The sequence below is a fragment of the Sulfitobacter sp. W027 genome (assembly GCF_025143985.1).
Lineage (GTDB): Bacteria > Pseudomonadota > Alphaproteobacteria > Rhodobacterales > Rhodobacteraceae > Sulfitobacter.
The window spans coordinates 2672623-2692239 of sequence record NZ_CP083564.1; the positions used below are offsets into that span (position 1 = coordinate 2672623).

Genomic DNA, 19617 nt, shown 5'->3' on the forward strand with positions numbered 1-19617 from the left:
CGTCTTGAGCAACCTGAACCCACGTGAGAAACGCCTCGTCGGCCTCGTGCTTCCGCTGGCGGCATTGGTGGCGGGGTACCAGTTCCTCTGGTCCCCCTTGCGGGACGCACAGATCGCGGCGCGTGCCGATATTTCCGCCTTCCGTCTTGTGCAGGACACCGCCGCGCTGGCCTCTGTCGATACGATCGCCCCCGTGTCCGCGCCCAACGACACCCCCCTCGCCACCCGCATCACGACATCCGCCACAGCAGCGAACCTGACCCTGCGCCGGATCGAGCCCGAGAACGACAGCATCCGTGTCACACTGGACGACACGCCCTTCGCCACCGTGCTGCTCTGGCTCTCCGATCTCGAAGAGCAGCATGACGTGACGCTGGAAGCGCTTGAGGTGGACCGACGCCCCGCGCCCGGTCTTGTCTCGGCGCGGTTGTTGCTGGGGGCAACGCGATGACCGAGGCCAGCCCCCTGCCCCGCCTGTCCTACGGCTTTGCCCAGAGCCAAGGTGTCATCCTCACCGCTGAAGCCGACGGCCCGCGCTGCCAATACCGTCACGATGCACCCTTCGAGGCGCTGATTGAGGCGCAGCGCGTCTATGGTGCGGCGCTTAAATACGAAGAAATCTCCGCCGCCGAGTTTGAAACAGCCCTTGGCACGATCTACCGCGATTCCGCGTCGGAGGCCGCGCAGGTGGCGGCCGACGCGGATGATGATCTGGCGTCACTGGCCGACACCGCTGCCTCGATCGATGACCTGCTCGCGCAAAACGATGACGCGCCGGTGGTGCGCCTGATCAATGCCCTGCTGCTGGAGGCGGTCAAGGAAGGTGCGTCGGACGTGCATATCGAGACCGAAGAGCGCCGCCTGCTGGTGCGTTTCCGGGTGGACGGTATCCTGCGCGAGGTGATCAGCCCGAAACGCGCTCTGGCTCCGCTGTTGGTGAGCCGGATCAAGGTGATGGGCAAACTCGACATCGCCGAGAAACGCCTGCCGCAGGATGGTCGCGTCTCGCTCAGGGTCGGCGGCTATGATCTAGACGTGCGGATTTCGACGATCCCCTCGCAGTTTGGCGAACGTGTGGTGCTGCGTCTGCTCGACCGGGGGCAAACCCTGCGCGGGATCGACCATTTGGGTCTGTCGGAGCGCGACAATGCGGTGCTGAAGCGCATCCTGTCCTTGCCCGATGGCATGGTGCTGGTGACCGGTCCGACAGGCTCAGGTAAGACCACGACGCTCTATGCCGGGCTCGACATGCTCAACGACCGGCAGCGCAATATCATGACCGTCGAGGACCCGATTGAATATACGATGGACGGTGTGGGCCAGATGCAGGTGAACGCCAAGACCGACCTGAGTTTCGCGCGGGGGCTGCGCGCCATTCTGCGCCAGGACCCCGATGTTATCATGGTGGGCGAAATCCGCGACCGCGAGACGGCCCAGATCGCGGTGGAATCGGCCATGACGGGGCATTTGGTAATCTCGACCCTGCACACGAACACGGCCATCGGCGCGGTCTCGCGGCTGGTCGAAATGGGCGTTGAGCGGTTTTTGCTGGCGCCCATGCTGCGCGGGCTAATCGCGCAGCGGCTGGTGCGTCGCAACTGCACGGAGTGTCTGGGCGACCACGCGATCACGCAGGCAGAGAGCGACCTTCTGGGAGGCAAGATCAAACCGGGTGAGATCGTCCGAAAGGGTCTTGGTTGCGACAAATGTCAGGACAGCGGTTTTCGCGGGCGGCTGCCGCTTTACGAGATCATCGAAGTCGACGGCGCGCTGGAGCGCAAGATGCATGAGGGGCAGTCAGAGGCCGATCTGATCGCCGCCGCGCGGGAACGCGGGCCGAGCATTCTTGACGATGGCATCGCCAAAATGCGCATGGGGCTGACCACCGCGCAGGAGGTCGCCCGCGCGATCCATGACGGCGCGCCGCCGCCCCCACCCGCCGCAGCGCAAGAGGATGAATAGTGCCAGCCTTTGCCTATGAAGCGATCACCCCGGCAGGGAAATCGACCAAGGGGATCATTGAAGCCGCCAGTGCCGCCGCCGCGCGCAGCAGCCTGCGCCAGCGCAATCTTGCCCCGCTGTCCGTCGAACCGACGGTCGCAAAGAAGGGAGCAGCGGCAAAGGCAGCGGGTTTCGGCAAGGCCAAGATATCGCGCCGCGCGCTTACCCTGCTGACACGGCAATTGGCCACGCTGATCGGCTCGGGCATTGGCGTCGAACAGGCACTGAAGACGGTGGCGGATCAGCAGAACAAGCCCAATGTCACCTCGCTGTTGCTTAATCTGCGGGCCTCCGTGCTGGAAGGCCGCAGCTTTGCCCAAGCGCTTGGCGATTACCCGCAGATTTTCGGGGACTTCTACCGCGCCTCGGTCGCTGCCGGTGAGACTTCGGGGCAGTTGGGTCAGGTGATGGAACATCTGTCGGGCTTCGTGGAAACCCGCGCTAAGAACCGTCAGACCGTGCAGCTTGCGCTGCTTTATCCTGCCATCCTTGCGGTGGTCTCGCTTGCGGTGATCATCGCGCTGCTGACCTTCGTCGTGCCTGACATCGTGCGCGTCTTCACCTCGCGCGGGGCGGAACTGCCGCTCTTGACGCGCTCCCTGATCGCGGTGAGTGATTTCATCAATGCATGGGGGCTGGTGATGCTGGGCGGGCTGGCGGGGCTGAGTGTCGGGGCGGCCAGCCTGTTGCGACAACCGGCGATCCGCCTGCGCTGGCATCGCTTCCTTTCCCGCTCGGTGCTGACGCGAAACTTTTCGCTCAAGACCAACTCCGTGCAGTTCGCCGGTACGCTGGCAACCCTTACCGTCAGCCGTGTTCCCCTTGTCGACGCGCTGACCGCCGCGACCCAGACCGTGCCCAACCTGCATGTCCGCGAAAAGGTGGCCCAAGCCACCGCCCGTGTGCGTGAGGGCATGGCCCTGTCACGGGCGCTGGATGAGGCCAAGGTTTTCCCACCGATGCTGATTGCCATGATCGCCAGCGGCGAAGCGGGCGGCGTGCTGGGCACCACCCTGACGCGGGCGGCAGACGATCAAGAGCGCGACCTGAACGCCTTGGTCGCGGCGCTTGTGGCACTTGTCGAACCGGCGGTTCTGCTGATCATGGGCGGTATCGTCATGCTCTTGGTGCTGTCGATCCTGCTGCCGATCGTGAACCTGAACAATCTGGTGACCTAGAATGGGAATTCGATGATCATCGGCCCGCTTGTCGGCATCCCCGGTACGAGTACCGCGCCCTCGGGCTCGATCCGCGCGATGAGCCGCCGGTCCCCGGTCACGGTGAATTCCGCCAAGTTGCTGTCGCGGTCCTTCAAACGGGCGTGGGCGTCATTGCCTTCGGTCGTGAGGTCCAGCGTCATCTGGGGCACGGTCGCGTCGCGGCCCAAAAGGTCAGTGCAGCGGCCTTCGGTGATCAGCACCGCGCCCGTGGCCGCAGCGGCACCCTCACGCCATGCGACCTTTTGCACATCAACGACGGCGCGCGAGGTACAATCCTTCAACGCCGCGTCAGGCACCAGATCAAGCAACCCCGGCCCGATCCGCCCCACAACATCCGCCGCACTCACGGAGCCAAGGCTGACCGTGGCGACACCGGTCAGTTGCGTATCCGGCCCTTGCAAGGTCCAGTCAGCCACTGCGCGGGCGGTCAACAGCGACCAGCCACGCAGGTCCCAATCCAGCGAATATCCACCGTCCAGAACCGCACGCCCTTCCCACAGGCCGCCATACAGGTCAGTAATCGGTGCAGGGATGACGGCCACGCGGCGCAATGCGCTGGCCGGAAGGGTGACAATCAATGCCGCCACGTAAACGAGGAATGCAAAACATGCCAAAAGCACAGCAGACATCACCCAGCGATAACGCGGCTTCCGGTGCCTCTTCTCGCCTGTCGCGGCGGCGGGTATTGTGGGGTCTTGGTGGGTCATCGGCGCTCTTTGGTTTGTCGGGCTGCGGCGGGCTGTCTCTGACCGGGGATGATCCATTGCCGCCGGAAAACGCGGTGGGTCAGGCCGTTCTGCTGGCCCCGCTCACCGGCCCGCGTGCGTCATTAGGTCAGATCATGCTGGCGGCTGCAAGCCTTGGCGGCAACGCAACGGGGCCGGGCTCCGAAGTCGAGGTTGTCGATGCCGGGGACAGCCCCGAAATGGCCGTTGCGGCGGCGAAGAAAGCGCGCGACGGAGGGGCCACGATGTTCCTCGGGCCACTGTTTTCCGGGCAAAGCCGGGCGGTGGCTGAAGCCGTGGGGCGCGGTACACCTGTCGTCTCACTCTCGAACGACAGTTCCATCGCCGGGGACAACCTTTTTGTCTTCGGCATCACCCCGCAGCAATCCGCGAAAGCTATCCTTGGCTTTGCGGCCACCCGTGGCAAACGCAACGTTGTCACAGTCGTCCCACCCGGCCCCTTTGGTGCACTGTCGGCACAAGCTGCGCAGGCCGTCGCTGCGACACTGGGCGGCAAGACCCCCGCGCCCATCGTCGCGGATTCCGCCGCAGGGCTGATCGACAAAATCCGTGCCGCAAACGGTGGAAATCTTCCAGATGCCGTCTACCTGCCCGTCGTCGGCGGGCCGTTTGAGGAACAGGCCGCCGCGATCAAGGGCGCGGGCGTGCAGTTGCTCGGCTCCGAGCAATGGGCTTCGATCACCCCCTACCGCATCGACGCCTTGCAGGACGGTTGGTTCGCCGCCCCCGACCCCGTGCGTTTCGAGGCCTTCGCCACCGCTTTCACTGCCTTCAGCGAAACCGAGGCCGGTGTTCTTGGCGGTTTGGCCTTCGATGCCGTGGAAATGGCGCGCATCCTTGGCCGCATCGGTCAACAGAACCGCAAGGGGCTGCTCCGCGAAGCCGGGTTTGACGGTGTGGTCGGACCCTACCGCTTCCAGAAAGACGGTCAATGCGCGCGCGGACTGGCCATCCTGAGCGTGACAACCGGTGCCAACAACCTGATCGGCTCGACCGGCGCATGACCCCGGAAAGGGACCCGGCGGCGGGGGTGACCCTAGTTGAGATGCTCGTCGCGCTCAGTCTCTTTGCCATGGTCGGGCTTGCTTCCTTTACCACGCTCGACACGATCCTAAAGGTGCGCGAACGCACTGACGGCAGGCTGGAACATCTGGCGCAGCTGGACCGCGCCCTGCTGATCTTTGGTCGGGACATTGTTCAGGCCGACCCGCGAACCCTCAACCTTGTAGACGGGGTGCTTTCCACTGTCGGGCATGATGGAAAGACGAAGCGGCAATACCTGCTGGCCGAGACGGTTCTGAACCGTGAGATCGGCCCGCCAAACGCCGAGACGCTGTTGACGCAATCGCTTGTGCAGAATGTCGATGCGCTCGCCTTCCGTGTGTTGGACGAAGACCGGGTCTGGCATTCGACATGGCCGGACCCCGCTGGCGGGGGGGAGGCTCTGGCGGTGGACATGCATGTCGAAATCAACGCAATCGGCAGCCTGCGGCGTCTGTCGCCCCTGACCCGCCCTGCCCCGAGATGATAAGGTTGCAGGGGCGAAATCCCGAAGCCGGGGTCGTGTTGATCAACGTGCTGGTGGCGCTGGCTCTGGGCTCGGCCATCGTCGTTTTGATGTTCACCTCCCAAGAAAACCTGATGGAACGTACGCAGCGGGCTGCGGCCGCGACACAGGCCGAAGCGCTGGCTCTGGGGGCCGAAGCCTCGCTCATTGCAGCACTGCGGCGCGACATGGAGACCGCACCCGATACGGATCACATGGCCGAACCCTGGGCCTTGGCTGCGCAGGAAGAGGTGCAGCTTAAGACCGGCACTTTCGCGATTGCTGTGACCGATGCGCAGGCACGGTTCGACCTCAATGGGCTGGCAGCGGGACGGCTTTTGCAGCAGCAGATTTTGGCGCGGCTGGTAACATCGCTCGACCTGCCCGACCAAGTGGCACTCGACATCATTGACCGCGTCACCCGGCGCGGTCCGATGCGGTCTCTGTCTGAGGTGGATACGCTTGATGCGCAGACCCGGGCGACCTTAGCACCCCACATCAGCCTGCTGCCGCTGCTGGGGGATGTGAACATCAATACTGCCAGCGAAGCCGTAATCGCGGCGGTTCTAGGCTCGCCCAGTGCGGCCCGGCAATTGGTCAAGCGACGTGAGCAGAGCGGCTTTCTCACAAAGGGCGACGTGTCTGACGCAGGCATCGTCGCATTGAACGGCATCGGCTTCACCTCGAATGTCTACGATGTGGAGAGCCGGGCGGAGGTGGATGGTACTACGGTCACCCTGACCTCACGATTGATCCGGGAAAGCCTGCTGGGGCAAAAAGACACCAACGCAATCGAACGCAGCTTTTCTGCGCATATTGCAGGGGACGGCACCCTGCCGGACCCGGAGCCGTTCCGTCCCTGACAACGAAAAACGCGGCCACCCCATGAGGCAGCCGCGTTTGGTATTTTCATGCCCTTGTCAGGCGGGATAGGTCCACCTCAAGGGTTGAACGGTTCCCGCGTCGGCAATTGCGGCAGGGTGACACCTGCAAGCGAAATCGGCTCATCATTGCGGTCCTGATTGAAAGCGCGCACGAAGTCGCTCCCCAGTTGGGCAATTCCGTTAAGCCCCCCGCTGCTGCCACAGGCGACGAGAACGCCACCCAAAACCACAAGAACTGAGATACTCTTCAACATTGGAATTCTCCTATTCTATGGGTTTAGTTGTTGGGCGAACCGGCGATTGGTGTGTTCAGGTAAGGGAACATGGCCTGCAGTTCGGTTGCACGCAGGGGCGCACCGTCTGTCAGCGGCACTTCACCAGCGGGCGCTGTCTCATCGGGATCACCCGCACCGCAAAGACCAAGGTTCACATTGTCCTCAGCGCTCGGATCGCCACTGAGTTCCTGACCAAGCGGCACGTCGTGACACAGGCGACCCATCATCACGCGCAGCGCGAGATCGACAGTGTCATCCCCCGGACGGCGACCATTGGGGAAGCCGGCAAGGTCTTCAGCCAGCAGGCCAAAGGTGTGCTGTTCGGACACCGGTGTTGCCGGGAAAGTCGTGTTCAGACGCAGCATTTCCGAAAGGTCTGTCTGTGCATCGAAACCAGCAGGCTGGTTCACACCCGGGAAACCACTGAGGAAGGCCGTAACAAGGTCGTTCCGCGGGAAGTTGTTCGGAGCAATGTTATCCGATGCACCTAAAGCATCACGGAACAGAATGTCCAGCAGCGCCGGCAGCGTCGGGTTGGTCACATAAACGGCAAGAGCTTCGTCGATCGTAGGCTCAGCTGCGTTGAACAGGTCCTTGTCGGCAAGACCGATAACGACTTCGTTGACCAGCGGGTTCGACAGGCGCGACTGCTGCACCCATGCACCGCCATAGAGCGACGTTTGCTCATAGGTCGGCGACGGGTCTTCCAGCTCGCCCTGCGGCAGGCTTGCAGTTGTCCATGCGCCGATAACAGGCTCTTCGCCCTGTGTCAGACACTCAATCGGAATCTCGAGTGCCAATGTGGTCACGTTGGCCTTGCCGATCAGGTCATCATTGGCGCGGTCCTGTACGATGCCGTTCGGATTGAAGTTCGGATCGTTATACTGCGGCCACATAGGGTTGTCTGGCCCCTGCACCGGCACCAGATTCACAAGATCGAAAATCTCGCCCAGATTCACGGCGAAAGCTTCGGCACGTTGACCGGCAAACACACGGCCAGTCCCGCAGCCCGGGATCTCGACGTTGTCGTAGATATAGGCGTTCGCGTAGGCCTCATAATCGGGCAAGGTTTTGTTGCCGACATTGTCGAGAGGTTTAGTAAAGGTGGTGCCGCCGGAATGCGACAGCGAAGCGCGGTCGCCGCTGCGGCGGTCGCCAGTAATCATGGTAACGCTGTAGCTCTCGGTCTCACCAAGTGCAGCTGTTGGATTGCTGGCCGTGATCTGGCCTGCTGCGCGCAGCGGAATGCCGACAGTCTCGCCGCCAACCTCAAGCTGGATGCCGGTGCCATCTTTCAGGTTGTTGTCGAACTGGAACTGAAAGGTTATTTCTTCTTCGGCATCCGCGTCATTGCTGACGTGAATCTCGTAGATGGCATCGGGATCCATGGTGAAATAGTTAGGCCCGCCGTAAGGGGCCTGCAGAGGCTGGTAGTTGGCGATCAGAGTTACATAATCGCCGCGGCCTTCCTCATAGCTTTTGAAGACGTAAAAATCGGTCGCGTCGATCTTTGGCTGCTCGGTAATACCGGGCGCCTCACGGTGCGACGACGCGGTGGCGAGGCCTGCCGTCAGGCAGACTGCGGTAGCGCAGCTTCCCCGTAGCAAGGTACGAACGGAAATAGACATTTTTCACTCCCAAGTTGGCATATTTGTTGTGCCGAGACCCATGGTCATCGGATCGCCCTGCGCGCTTTGAAAAATGCTATCCTCCACCCGCATTGTTCGAGTCACGTAGCCCGTTCGAGAAAGTTTCATAGCTAAGCGAAAAAAAAAGATTTGCCGGTCGGAGCCAAGAGTTGCAGGTGTGTGTGATGTTTACCGGATCTGACATGCCACTTCCCTTGTTCCTACTCTCCTCAGCCATATTGGCTTTGGTCCTGGTGCAGCTTGTCCGTATCGATCTGCGCGAGCATCGCCTGCCTGACCGCTACACCCTCCCGCTTATTGCGATCGGCCTTATAACAAATGCGCTGGCGCAACGCGCTTTGCCGACAGAGGCCATTTGGGGATCGATCATGGGTTACGCGGTCTTCTGGTTGATCGGCGCGGTCTATTTCCGCCAGCGCGGGCAAGAGGGGTTAGGCTTGGGCGACGCGAAATTACTCTCCGCAGCAGGCGCTTGGGTGGGTATTCTCGCCCTGCCTTGGGTCGTATTGCTGTCAGCCCTAGGCGGCCTCGGCTTCGCGCTTTTGTCAGGTCACGGGCGTGGGCAGCGTCTGGCTTTTGGCCCCTGGCTTGCGGGGGGGCTGTTTCTCACTTGGATCGCGAGATGGCTTTTCTCAGGGTAGAAGTTCGGCATCAGAAGTGGGCGTCGCGGCGGAGATTCTTTCGGTAACGATTGAAAGCGTTAAGAAGCGCGCAACTGATGTGCCCACGCAATTTATTCGACTTTATTTTCGGGAATTCCTGCAGCCCATCTCACTTCGCAACGCATCGAAGCCAGGTTGAGAAACTCCCCCAAAACTACGCCCCATCGAGACCAGCCGCGACACCAATAGCCGCCGTCCTAAATCCCGAACACCATCACAAAAGCAAGCGCCACCGAAAGCAGAACCAGCGTTTCTACTACCAGTATGATACTGTAGCTCGGCTTCACCTTCACCATGTTGGCAAGGCTGGTCTTTACCCCCAAGGCCGCAATTGCAATCACCAAACACCAACGGGACAGCTCGTTCAGCAGTGCGAGGATTGCAGGAGGCAGCACACCTGCATTCGCTACAACCGCGCAGGCTGCGAACATCAGCAGAAACCACGGAACGCCGACGGCCTGCTGCTGCGCACCTCTGAAGCTGAACATAACGACAAGCATCACCACCGGGAGCAGCGCGACCCGCAAGATTTTGACGTAGGTGGCAAAAACACCTGCTTCTTCACTGATCGAGTACCCCGCCCCCACCACCTGCGCAACATCATGGATCGTGGCGCCAATCAGAAAGCCGCTCTCGATATCGCTCAGCCCCAGTGACTTAAAAAGAACGGGATAGGCGATCATCGCGATTGTCGACAACGCTGTGACACCGATTACAACAAAAAGCGTGTCTTGCTCACGATCCTTGTGCAGGGGAAGGACCGATGTAATCGCCAGCGCCGCCGATGCCCCGCAGATTGCGACTGACCCGCCTGCCAGCATACCAAAGGCGGTGCGGCGGCCGAAAATACGGGCCATCACCACACCGCATCCGAATGTCACTAAAACGAACCCGATGATCGCGATGACGGGGGTAAGGCCAAGGCTCATGACCTCTGCCAACCCCAACCGCAGGCCCAGCAGTCCGACCCCAAAGCGCAAGAGCGCCTTGGCGGCAAAGTCGACCCCAACGGCGCAGGAATTGTCTTCCGACAGGAAATGAAAAGCCATGCCGAGCAGCAAGGCAAAGAGCATGACCGGTGCGCCGTAGTGGTCAGACAGGAAGGTGGCGGCAACCGCGATGACACTGGCAAGCAGCAGCCCCCCGGAATAGGGGGCGACGCGGGATTTGGCGGTCAGTAGCATAGGTTTTCCTAAGGCCGGTCAGGTCAGGCCGATTGGTGTTTCAGCCGGAGCTCGGCAGAACGGGCATGGCCTTCCATCCCCTCCATCCGGCTGATGCGCGCCGTGCGCAAGGCCAGCTCATGCGAGGCTTCCGCATCGCAGCGTTGCCAAGTCACGGTCTTGGTAAACTTATGAACGGACAGCCCGCCCGTATAGCGGGCAGCTCCGCTGGTGGGCAGAACATGGTTCGGGCCTGAGGTCTTGTCCCCAAAGGCGACCGTGGTCTCTTGCCCAAGAAACAGCGACCCATAGGCCGTGAGCCGGTTCAGCCACCAGTCGAGGTCTTCGGCCTGCACCTGAAGATGCTCCGGCGCATAGCGGTCGGCCACTTGGGCGGCTTCTTCGCGGGTATCGCATAAGACCACCTCGGCGCGTTCGGCCCAAGCCACATGTGCGGCGCTGGCATTGGGTTCGGGCAGGCTGTCGATCATTTCGGGGGCGCGCCTCAAGACCGTCTCGGCCAGACTGCGGTCTGTCGAGACCAGCCAGACCGGGCTGTCTGCCCCGTGTTCTGCCTGACTGACCAAATCCCAAGCGACCGTTTCCGGGTCTGCGCTATGATCGGCGACGACAAGTGAATCGGTCGGACCGGCGAACATGTCGATCCCCACAGCGCCAAACAACATGCGCTTGGCCTCTGCCACATAGCTGTTGCCGGGACCGACGAGGATATCCGCAGGCGCGCCGCCAAACAGCCCCCTCGCCATGGCCGCGACCCCCTGCACCCCCCCGAGGTTTAGGATCAGGTCCGCCCCGCAAAGGTCCATCGCAAAGACAATCGCATCGGGAATACCAACGCCAGGGCGCGTGGGCGAGCAGGCTGTGATATGCGGCACGCCTGCGACTTTGGCGGTGGTGATCGTCATCAGGGCACTGGCGATATGGCTGTAGCGTCCGCCGGGCACATAGCAGCCCGCGCTTGAAACGGGGATCTGTTTCTGCCCCGCGATCAGCCCCGGCATGATTTCAATTTCGCAATCGGCCATTGTCGCCTTCTGCGCTTCGGCGAAACGACGGATATTGGCATGGGCGAAACGGATATCGTCCTTCAGGTCTTGCGGCACCCGTGCAGAGGCAGCGGCCCGCTCTGCTGCAGAGACAGCGATATTTCCGGTCCAGCCATCAAGGTCGCGTGCATAGTCCCGAACAGCCGCTTCGCCGCCCTCTTCAATCTTGGCAAGCATCTGGGCAACCACGCCGCGGATGTCCTTACCCTCAACGGCCGGGCGGGTCTCGACTTGCTTGAGATAGGTGACGGCCATGATCTTACCTCGGTTGGATTTGGGAATGTCGATGGATCGCTTCGGCCAGCACATCGATCGTGTCGAGGATCGGAACCGAGGCGGTCAGAGCGGGGGCGAGTAACGAAAATTCCGAACAGGCGACGCAGAGAAGTCCGGCGCCTTGGTCTGTCAATTCGGTCGCCGCCTCTGAGAGAGTCTGCTGCGCCTGCGGAGTGACCCCCTGCGTCTTGATGAGCCGGATCGCGGCCAGCATACGATCGGCATTTGCAGGCCAAAGTGCGGTCAGCCCGGCGCGGTCAAGTTCGGCGTCAAACACCCCCGCCATGCGCACGGCGGGAGAGGCAAGAATGCCGACCGAAGCGCCCTCAGGAAGCAGCCCCGCTGCGCGGTCGACCGACAGGGCCACCATGTTCAGAAACGGAATGGAAACCGCCGCCGTGATAGCCGGGGCGTAGTGATGTGCCGTGTTGCAGGGCATGGCGAGGGCCGTGGCCCCTGCCCGTTCCAACCGCTGCGCCATTGCAGCCAGTACCGGGGTGGGATTTTCTCCAGTCCCCTCGATCAGATGTGCGATGCGGGACGGCACCTGCGGGTTCATATCGATCAAAAGCGGCAGGTGATCGGCGTCGTCTTGGGCGTTGACCGTAGCAAGCACCCGCTGTTGCAGCAGGATGGTGGCCTCTGGCCCCATGCCTCCCAATACGCCGACGACTGGGCGATTCATGATGCCACCTCGCTCACCGCGTCACAGATCAACTCGGCGATCAATGCGCAATCGCCGCGCGAGAAGCTAAGCGGTAGGCGCATATCGAAAAGCGTCGCCATGATCCGGTCTGTCGTGGGCAGGCTCTGCGCCGGGACATATCGCCAAGAATGATGCGCTGAGGTAAAGCCCGCAGGCTCTTTCGCGCCGAACCATTTCAGCTCCACCCCACGGGCTGCGGCGGCATCCAGCATTGCCCGGCACTGCTCTGCCGTAAACTCCGGCAGGCGGAATTGAATGGAGGAGCCTACATGTTCTTCGGCGGAGGGTAGCTTGATCGTCGCAATACCGTGCTGCGCTTCCAACCTTTTCTTAACCAATGCATAGCGGGCGTTCCAGCGGGCAATGTTGGTGTCAAGCTCGGCCAGTTGCGGCCGCAGGATCGCCGCGCGCAATGCGTCCATCCGGGCCGAGCAATTAGGCATGTCGTAGCGCGCATCGGCAAAGGCCTCTGGCGTTGGCCCCGCACCGTGGCGTTCATAAAGCATGTAGCTGCCCGACAAAATCGTTGCGCGGGCGGCAAGCTCGGCGTCGTCCGTGGCAAGCAATCCCCCCTCGCCCGAATTCATGTGCTTGTAGGTCTGGGTCGAGAAACAGGCCACTTTACCGAAATTGCCGGACCGCGTGCCGTTCCACCGCGCCCCCATCGTGTGGGCGCAATCCTCGACGACGGTCACCTGCGCCGCATCGCAGATCGACATCATCCGCTCCATGTCACACAGGTGTCCGCGCATATGCGACAACAGCAGCACCCGCGCGCCCGAACTTGCGATTTTGGCGCCTAGGTCATCAAGGTCGAGCCTCAGGTTCTCGTCGATCTCGACCAGCACCGCATCAGCGCCCACCGCCCGGATCGCACCGGGCACCGGGGCCAGCGTATAGGCATTGGTCAACACCTTGTCGCCCGGCGCTACATCGCAGGCGCGCAGGGCGATTTGCAACGCCTGCCCGCCCGAGGTGACGGCAAGGCAGAACTTGCTGCCCTGCCAATCACGATATTCGGCCTCAAGCTGTGCCACCTCTCCGGCCTCACCCGGGGCGAGGTTGTAGCGGTGCAAGCGGCCAGACCGCAGGACTTCAACCGCGGCTGCGATTGCATCTTCGGAAAGCCCCTCTTGCTGGGTGAAACTGCCAGTAAACTTGCGCACCACTTGAGCCGCCCTCTCTTACAGGTTGACCCAGCGATTGGCGGTGTCAAAGGCGAAGTCATAGCCGCCAAGCGCCGCCGCGCCGCCGGTGTGCAGGAAGACCACTCGCTCGTCCTTGAACGCGCCCTTGCGTGCAAGATCGATGAGACCCGCCGCCCCTTTGGCGGAGTAGCATGGATCGAGCAGAATGCCTTCCAGCTCGGCAAACATCTGGATCGCCTCGATGCCGCTGTCGGTGGGCAAGCCGTAGCCCTCGCCAACATAATCGGTGTTGGCCATCACATCCTCGCGCTTGACCACGCCGGCACAGCCCAGCTTCTCGGCGGTTTTGCAGGCCAGGTCATAGACCATCTGCTCTTGCTTGGGCTGCGGCGCGCGGGTGCCGATGCCGAGAATGGGGATCTGGGCGTTCATCGCGCACATGCCGGTGACAAGCCCCGCCTGTGTGCCCGAGGACCCGGTGCCGTGCACCAGCCGGTCGATCTTCATGCCGGAAGTGTTCACTTGGTTCAGCAGCTCAAACGCACAGTTCACATAGCCCAATGCGCCTGTGGGGTTCGAGCCCCCGCCGGGGATGACGTAAACCTTATGACCCTCGGCCCGTTTCTTTTCGGCGGCCTTTTCCATCTCGCCGGGCATGTCATGGCCACCGGGGAACTTCTCAGTCGTCGCGCCGTGCAGGTGATCTAACAGCACATTGCCATTGGTGTTGTAGTTGGCGTCGTCATATCCGGTGCGGTCTTCTAGCAGGATGTGACAGGCAAGCCCCAGCTTCGCCGCAGCGGCAGCGGTCTGGCGGCCGTGGTTGGTTTGGGTGGCACCTTGAGTCATCACCATGTCAGCGCCCTGCTCGATGGCCTCGGCCATCAGAAATTCCAGCTTGCGGGTCTTGTTGCCGCCCGTGGAGAGGCCGGTGCAATCGTCCCGCTTGATCCAAATCTCGGTGCCAAGCTCTTTTGACAGCCGTTTCATATGCTCAAGCGGTGTCGGCAGATGGGCAAGGTGGACGCGGGGAAAACGGGAGAGGTGCATGGATAATCCTTGTCGTAGCTATTGGGTGTGCAGCGGAACGCATTGCCGCTGGATGACCTTGGTGCGGGACGGGGCCAGTGTTGCACCGGCCCCTGCCCATCATGTTATCCGCGCATTAGCGCATAGGAAGGATCATATGGCGAGGGGTCGATCACCTCGGTGCCAACGATTTCCCCATAGAGATCAAGCGGGATTTGCGTGCCGGGGGAGGCCAGCGCCGGATCGACAAAAGCATAGGCGAGGTTCATGCCCACCCGGTGCCCCCAATCGCCTGAGGTTACGGTGCCGACGACCTTCCCGTCTTGCATGAGTGAGGCACCGCCATGGGCCGGGGCATGGGTCGCGTCGACCTTGAGCGTTACCAGTTTTTTGCGCGGCCCTTCTTCCATGCGCTTGCGAAGCGCCTCCTTCCCAATGAAATCGGCGGGCTTTTCGGGTTTTACGAAACGGTCCAGCGCGGTCTCAAACGGGTCGAACTCGGTCAGCAGGTCAGCTTTCCAGTGCATAAAGCCTTTCTCCATCCGCATCGATTCCACCGCGCGGGCACCGAAGAGCTTAAGGCCATGCGTCTTGCCAGCCTCGCGCAGGGCCAGATAGGCGGCATAGAGCGCGTTGTTTGGCACGTGGATTTCATAGGCTAACTCGCCCGAGAAACTGACGCCTAGCACCGTGGCAGGCGCAAATCCGATGAAACATTCGCGCAGGCTGAGCCATGGGAACGCCTCTTTCGACCAGTCGCCGCGCGCACATGCGCTGAGCACATCGCGTGCCTTTGGCCCGGCGAGCACGAGGATCGTTTGGTCATTGGTGAGGCTGCGGATTTGCACATCTTCGTCGTCGCGCAGATGCAGTTTGAGCCAGTCCATGTCGTGATATTCGCTGGCGGCTGCCGAACCGTACCAGACCCGCTGCGGGCCGCGGTCCGAGGCGGGCAAGTTGGCGACTGTGGCCTCGCCTTTGACCATGCCGTGGTGGTTCAGTAGGTAGCCCAAGCCCACACGACCGTCGCGTTTTGTGACCACGCCGCAGAGCATCCGGTCAAGGAAGCTGTGGCGGTCGCTGCCGGTGATCTCAAACCGGTTGAAGCCGTTGACCTCGCAGAGGCCGACATTCTCGGCCACGTTCCTCACTTCAGCCGCGACCACGTCAAAAGCCTCGTCGAAGTCAAAGCTCAAGGTTGGGTGGAAGTCCGGCGACGGCTTGATGTAATCGACCCGCTCCCAACCGTTGACCATGGTGAACTCGGCCCCTTCGGCGGCCATCACCGGGGTCAGCGGCGTGGTCTTGGCGGGTCGCGCAGCGGGGCGATGCTCATGCGGGAAGTGGAAGCGGAATTCGTTCTGGTAGTCTTCGATGGCCTTGAGCGCCGTCAGTTCCACATTGGCATGGCCGGTGAAGCGGCGCGGATCAATGACCCAGGTGTCATAGCAGGCTTCCCCGTGAACGATCTGCTGAGCCAAAAGCCAACCGTGCCCCCCGCCCTCGCCCAGACCTGCGCGCAGGCCGATGATGCAAAAGGCGTTGCGCTTGCCGGGGATCGGACCGACCAGCGGCGCGCCGTCGATGGTATAGGTGATCGGTCCGTTGACGATGGAGCGGATGCCGGTTTCGGCCAGTGCGGGCATGCGCTCAAAGGCGCCTTCGAGCACGTCCATGACCCGTTCAAGATCATCCGGACAAAGGGCGTTGACGAAATTCGGGTCGATCCCGTCCATCCCCCAAGTTTTGCAGTTCTGCTCATAAAAGCCGACCAGCAGGCCGTTCTTTTCCTGACGGCTGTAGTAGTCGGAAATAGGACAGCGCAGCAGGGGCATGCGATGCCCGGCCTCGGCGATGGCGGGAATGTCCTCGGTCAGAAAATACTGGTGCTCCATTGAGGCCACCGGGTGATGCACCCCCATCATACTGCCGACCTCATTCACCCGGTAGCCGCAGGCGTTGACCACAATATCGCAGTCGATATCGCCGTGTTTGGTGTGGACCGTCCAAGTGTCGTCTTTGTGCTGCGTCAGGGCTGTGACCGGCGTATTGCGGTAGACCTCGGCCCCGGCTTTGCGTGCGTGATAGGCCAAAGCCTGACAAAGCTGCGCGGGATCAATGTCGCCATCGAGCGGATCCCAAAGCCCGCCCAGCAGATTCTCGGTCGATATCAGCAGGTGTCGCCGGGCGCATTCTTCAGCGTCGATGACTTCCAGATCCACATCCATGCCGCGCGCCATTGAGGCAAAATGGCGATAGCCCTGCATCTGCGCTTCGGTGTTGGCCAGTCGGATGCCGCCGTCCGCATGATGGTAGTTGATCGGATACTCTGGGTCTTCGGACAAGCGTTTGTATAGGTTGATGGAATGGGTCTTGAGCCCCACCATCGTTTGATTGGCCCCAAAGTTCGTGACCTGCGCCGCCGAATGCCAAGTCGTGCCTGAGGTAAGCTCATCACGCTCAACCAAGACAACATCTGTCCAGCCTTCCTGTGTGAGATGATAAAGCGTCGAGCAGCCGGCGATACCGCCGCCGATAACAACCACTTTGGTCCGAGATTTCATGGGGTGAGCCTCCGATACATATTGGGATCAGAGGGGCAGAGGTATCCTAAAAGGGCAAGCGCTCATCTCGATATTCGAGAACATCCAAGGATACCTTGGATAGTTTGATTAATTTCGTGGACCCCGATTCCGCACGACCCCGAGGGTCAAGAGGAAACATGCAGGGTCACCGCCGCCGCTGGATCGGAAGGCACAAATCGAATAGCATGCCAGCTCTAGTCCCGTTCGTTGCCGAGGTGGGTATGACGTTTGCCGGCGGATCAGATGCTCCTGTGGATTCCAGTTATAAGCAGCGCCGTAGCGACAAACCGATAAACTCTCACCCTCCCGGCGGGAGACATAGGCTGTCCAAGGCCAAGTGCAAGCGCAGGTCTCGGAGTGGACCATGCCGTTACCGAGCGCTTTCGGCATCAATAGTTCGCTAAGCTCAATAACGGAAAGACAGCTGAAAGGCTCTGCGCCTCAAGATGCTACTGCGCGGCTTACGCCAACCCGTGACGCGGGTTTTATATCAGGTATCGACAGGCGGCGACGCCAACGGGATTTTTAGCTTAACCACCAGCCCCTTTTCTTGTGGTATTAGCTCAGCTTTGCCGCCGTGTCGGCGCAGGACATCCTGAACGATCGCAAGACCGAGACCGCTTCCTTCCCCTTCGCTTAGCTGGCCGAACCTTTCAAAAGCGGCCTGAGCGCTGTCTTCGGGAATGCCCACGCCGTCGTCTTCCACGGTCAGAACTGCATTTTGCCCCTCAACCATGGTCCTCACGCGGATCGCGGAGAGGCCTGTTCCGCCATGGGTCACCGCGTTCTCAAGTAGATTGGTGATCGCCTCACCGAGCAGCACAGTGTCGCCTTTAACCGGTAGCGAGTCTGGATAGGGTTCAAAGCCGAAATCTATGTCCCGCGACAGGACCGTGGGGGCAAAGTCACTGCACGCTTCTGCCGCGAGGGCATTGAGCTCAAGCGCACCGAATGTTGGCGCATCGTCGTAGCGTAACCGTTCGAGAGACAGCAGCTGATTTGCAAGCCGCGCCGATTTACGTGCGGCTGCAATCAATTCGCGTTCCCTTTGGCGGCGCTCTTGCGGATCGCTGACATCCGGCAAAACCTCGGCCAATGACAACAGCGCCGATGCGGGGTTGCGTAGTTGATGCGCGGCATTCGATATAAAGACCTGATGATCCTCTATGCTTTGCCGTACCTGTCCAAAAAGCCGGTTCAACGTGGCGACAATGCCAAAGACCTCTGCTGGCACCGCGCGGCGAATATCGCGCAGGTCGTCGGGGGACCGGTGCTGGATCGCGTCTTGCAAATTGTTCAAGGGGCGCAGGCCGATCTTCACGCCGAACCAGACCACCAAGGCAAGGGCTGCCATCAGACTGGCTATCAGGGCAGCTGCCCGCCGCGCCAATGCCGCGGCAAAGGCATTGCGATCGCTGTCCCTTTGCCAAACCGTGACGATCGTGTCGCCGGTCAGGTTCCCGATGGTCGTGCTCTCCGTCATCCGCAACACGCGTACAGGTTCGCCCCGATACTCAGCTATCGTGTAGTTGAGCCTTTCCTCGTCCGTTTGGCCTTTAGATACGGGCGGATAGGCATAGCCGGTAATGTAGATGCCACCGGGGCCGGTGACGTGGTAGAAAAGCTCGCCGCCCCCCGCGTCAGAGACAAAATCCCGCGTGCTGGGGGACAGTGCGTCCCCGCCCGAAATCGCCACATCGCGGGAGATCGCCAAAGCTGCGGCCAGCAGGCTCCGGTCGAACAGGGTTTCAGAGGTGCGCTGCGCCACTTCAAAGCGCCAAAACCCCAGAATGATGGAGAGCAGCAGCAGCGGCGGCAGGATCAGCATGAAAAGCCGCGAGCGCAGCGACATTGCGGTCATGCGCTGTCGACTTCCAGCATATAGCCCAGCCCACGGGCGGCTTTGATGCGGATGCCGAAGGGCTCCAACCGTTTGCGAAGACGCGACACATGCGGTTCGATGGCACTGTCTTCCTGCTCGGCCCCGGTGCCGTAGACATGGGTGATCAACTGGGATTTCGACACGATCCTCCCGCGCCTCTCCAGCAGGCATTCAAGCGTCGCCAGTTCTTTGCGGGGGAAGGCCAGTGGCTGTTCATCCTTCAGCAATTGGCGGTTGGTTCGGTCAAAGACCAAGGGGCCGAGCGCGTCGCGGGCGGCGAACTCAAGGTTTTTGCGCCGCGCCATGGCCCGCAGCCGGGCCTCTAGCTCATCCATCTCGAAGGGCTTGGTTAGATAATCATCGGCCCCGGCATCCAGCCCTGCTACTCGCTCTGAAGTCTCCGCCCGCGCGGTCAGCAGGATCACCGGCGTGCCATCGCCACGGCGGCGCAGCCGGGTCAGAACCTCCAGCCCGTCGCAACCGGGCAGATTGCAATCCAGTACAATCAAGTCTGCCCCCTCATGGCGCAGAAAAGCATCCGCGTCTTCCCCATCGTGCAGCAGGTCCACCGCATGGCCGCGATCGCGCAGGCGATGGGCAATTCCTTGAGCAAGGGCCTCATTGTCTTCGATGACTGCTATGCGCATGATTAAAACTTAATCCTGATGCGCAAGTTTCGCGCAAGGTTGGAAAGGCAGTGTGCCCGTGTTGGAGGAGGGATTCGTTCCCTAAAACAAATCCGAACGACGGCAGATGTGAAAGTCTGACCGCTACAGAA

The 19617-nt window shown here is 61.4% G+C and carries 18 protein-coding genes; 7 read left to right on the top strand and 11 right to left on the bottom strand.

The window, feature by feature from the left end:
- Positions 1 to 4: 4 nt before the first annotated feature.
- From K3759_RS13170 to gspF, 3 genes are read left to right on the top strand one after another with little or no spacing between them, the layout of a single operon-like run.
- Complete coding sequence (locus tag K3759_RS13170) at positions 5 to 451, top strand: type II secretion system protein M (RefSeq protein ID WP_259982453.1); 447 nt, start codon at positions 5 to 7, stop codon at positions 449 to 451.
- Positions 448 to 1962, top strand: coding sequence for a GspE/PulE family protein (locus tag K3759_RS13175; protein WP_259982455.1), 1515 nt, complete (start codon positions 448 to 450; stop codon positions 1960 to 1962). The genes K3759_RS13170 and K3759_RS13175 overlap by 4 nt, the downstream gene beginning before the upstream one ends.
- A complete protein-coding gene (gene gspF, locus K3759_RS13180; protein WP_259982457.1) occupies positions 1962 to 3179 on the top strand; it encodes a type II secretion system inner membrane protein GspF in 1218 nt (405 codons plus the stop codon). Before K3759_RS13175 ends, gspF begins: the two co-directional genes overlap by 1 nt.
- Here gspF and K3759_RS13185 read toward each other — a convergent pair.
- A complete protein-coding gene (locus K3759_RS13185) occupies positions 3176 to 3850 on the bottom strand; it encodes a type II secretion system protein N (RefSeq protein WP_259982459.1) in 675 nt (224 codons plus the stop codon). The genes gspF and K3759_RS13185 overlap by 4 nt on opposite strands.
- Between K3759_RS13185 and K3759_RS13190 the strand changes: the two genes are divergently transcribed.
- From K3759_RS13190 to K3759_RS13200, 3 genes are read left to right on the top strand one after another with little or no spacing between them, the layout of a single operon-like run.
- Entirely contained in the window at positions 3829 to 4971 is a 1143-nt protein-coding gene (locus K3759_RS13190) for a penicillin-binding protein activator (protein ID WP_259982461.1), read from the top strand. The genes K3759_RS13185 and K3759_RS13190 overlap by 22 nt on opposite strands.
- Positions 4968 to 5495 (top strand): prepilin-type N-terminal cleavage/methylation domain-containing protein, encoded by a 528-nt coding sequence (locus K3759_RS13195; protein ID WP_259982463.1) that lies wholly within the window; start codon positions 4968 to 4970, stop codon positions 5493 to 5495. Before K3759_RS13190 ends, K3759_RS13195 begins: the two co-directional genes overlap by 4 nt.
- 5 nt (positions 5496 to 5500) lie before the next feature.
- Complete coding sequence (locus K3759_RS13200) at positions 5501 to 6376, top strand: general secretion pathway protein GspK (protein ID WP_259982465.1); 876 nt, start codon at positions 5501 to 5503, stop codon at positions 6374 to 6376.
- A gap of 77 nt (positions 6377 to 6453) precedes the next feature.
- Here the strand turns inward: K3759_RS13200 and K3759_RS13205 are convergent, their stop codons facing one another.
- Positions 6454 to 6651 carry a hypothetical protein gene (locus K3759_RS13205; protein ID WP_259982467.1) on the bottom strand — a complete coding sequence of 66 codons (198 nt, stop codon included), beginning with the start codon at positions 6649 to 6651 and terminating at the stop codon, positions 6454 to 6456.
- A 23-nt stretch (positions 6652 to 6674) separates the two neighbouring features.
- Positions 6675 to 8300, bottom strand: a complete 1626-nt coding sequence (locus tag K3759_RS13210) for a DUF4331 domain-containing protein (protein WP_259982468.1) — start codon at positions 8298 to 8300, stop codon at positions 6675 to 6677.
- Between the two features lie 185 nt (positions 8301 to 8485).
- Here K3759_RS13210 and K3759_RS13215 point away from each other — a divergent pair, with 185 nt between their 5' ends.
- Positions 8486 to 8962 carry an A24 family peptidase gene (locus K3759_RS13215; protein ID WP_259982469.1) on the top strand — a complete coding sequence of 159 codons (477 nt, stop codon included), beginning with the start codon at positions 8486 to 8488 and terminating at the stop codon, positions 8960 to 8962.
- A 218-nt stretch (positions 8963 to 9180) separates the two neighbouring features.
- On the opposite strand, the gene K3759_RS13220 is transcribed toward K3759_RS13215, so the two are convergent.
- From K3759_RS13220 to K3759_RS13255, 8 genes are all read right to left on the bottom strand, one after another.
- Entirely contained in the window at positions 9181 to 10167 is a 987-nt protein-coding gene (locus K3759_RS13220; RefSeq protein WP_259982471.1) for a YeiH family protein, read from the bottom strand.
- Positions 10168 to 10190: 23 nt separating this feature from the next.
- Entirely contained in the window at positions 10191 to 11468 is a 1278-nt protein-coding gene (gene hisD, locus K3759_RS13225) for a histidinol dehydrogenase (protein ID WP_259982472.1), read from the bottom strand.
- A gap of 4 nt (positions 11469 to 11472) precedes the next feature.
- Positions 11473 to 12174 (bottom strand): aspartate/glutamate racemase family protein, encoded by a 702-nt coding sequence (locus K3759_RS13230; protein WP_259982474.1) that lies wholly within the window; start codon positions 12172 to 12174, stop codon positions 11473 to 11475.
- Complete coding sequence (locus K3759_RS13235; protein ID WP_259982476.1) at positions 12171 to 13364, bottom strand: DegT/DnrJ/EryC1/StrS aminotransferase family protein; 1194 nt, start codon at positions 13362 to 13364, stop codon at positions 12171 to 12173. Before K3759_RS13235 ends, K3759_RS13230 begins: the two co-directional genes overlap by 4 nt.
- 15 nt (positions 13365 to 13379) lie before the next feature.
- Positions 13380 to 14393 carry a D-cysteine desulfhydrase gene (locus K3759_RS13240; protein WP_259982478.1) on the bottom strand — a complete coding sequence of 338 codons (1014 nt, stop codon included), beginning with the start codon at positions 14391 to 14393 and terminating at the stop codon, positions 13380 to 13382.
- A 104-nt stretch (positions 14394 to 14497) separates the two neighbouring features.
- Positions 14498 to 16936 (bottom strand): FAD-dependent oxidoreductase, encoded by a 2439-nt coding sequence (locus K3759_RS13245; RefSeq protein WP_259982481.1) that lies wholly within the window; start codon positions 16934 to 16936, stop codon positions 14498 to 14500.
- Positions 16937 to 17447: 511 nt separating this feature from the next.
- Entirely contained in the window at positions 17448 to 18818 is a 1371-nt protein-coding gene (locus K3759_RS13250) for a sensor histidine kinase (RefSeq protein ID WP_259982482.1), read from the bottom strand.
- The gene (locus K3759_RS13255; protein ID WP_243261314.1) at positions 18815 to 19486 is read right to left on the bottom strand and encodes a response regulator transcription factor; all 672 of its coding nucleotides are present in this window, start codon (positions 19484 to 19486) and stop codon (positions 18815 to 18817) included. Before K3759_RS13255 ends, K3759_RS13250 begins: the two co-directional genes overlap by 4 nt.
- Positions 19487 to 19617: the final 131 nt, after the last annotated feature.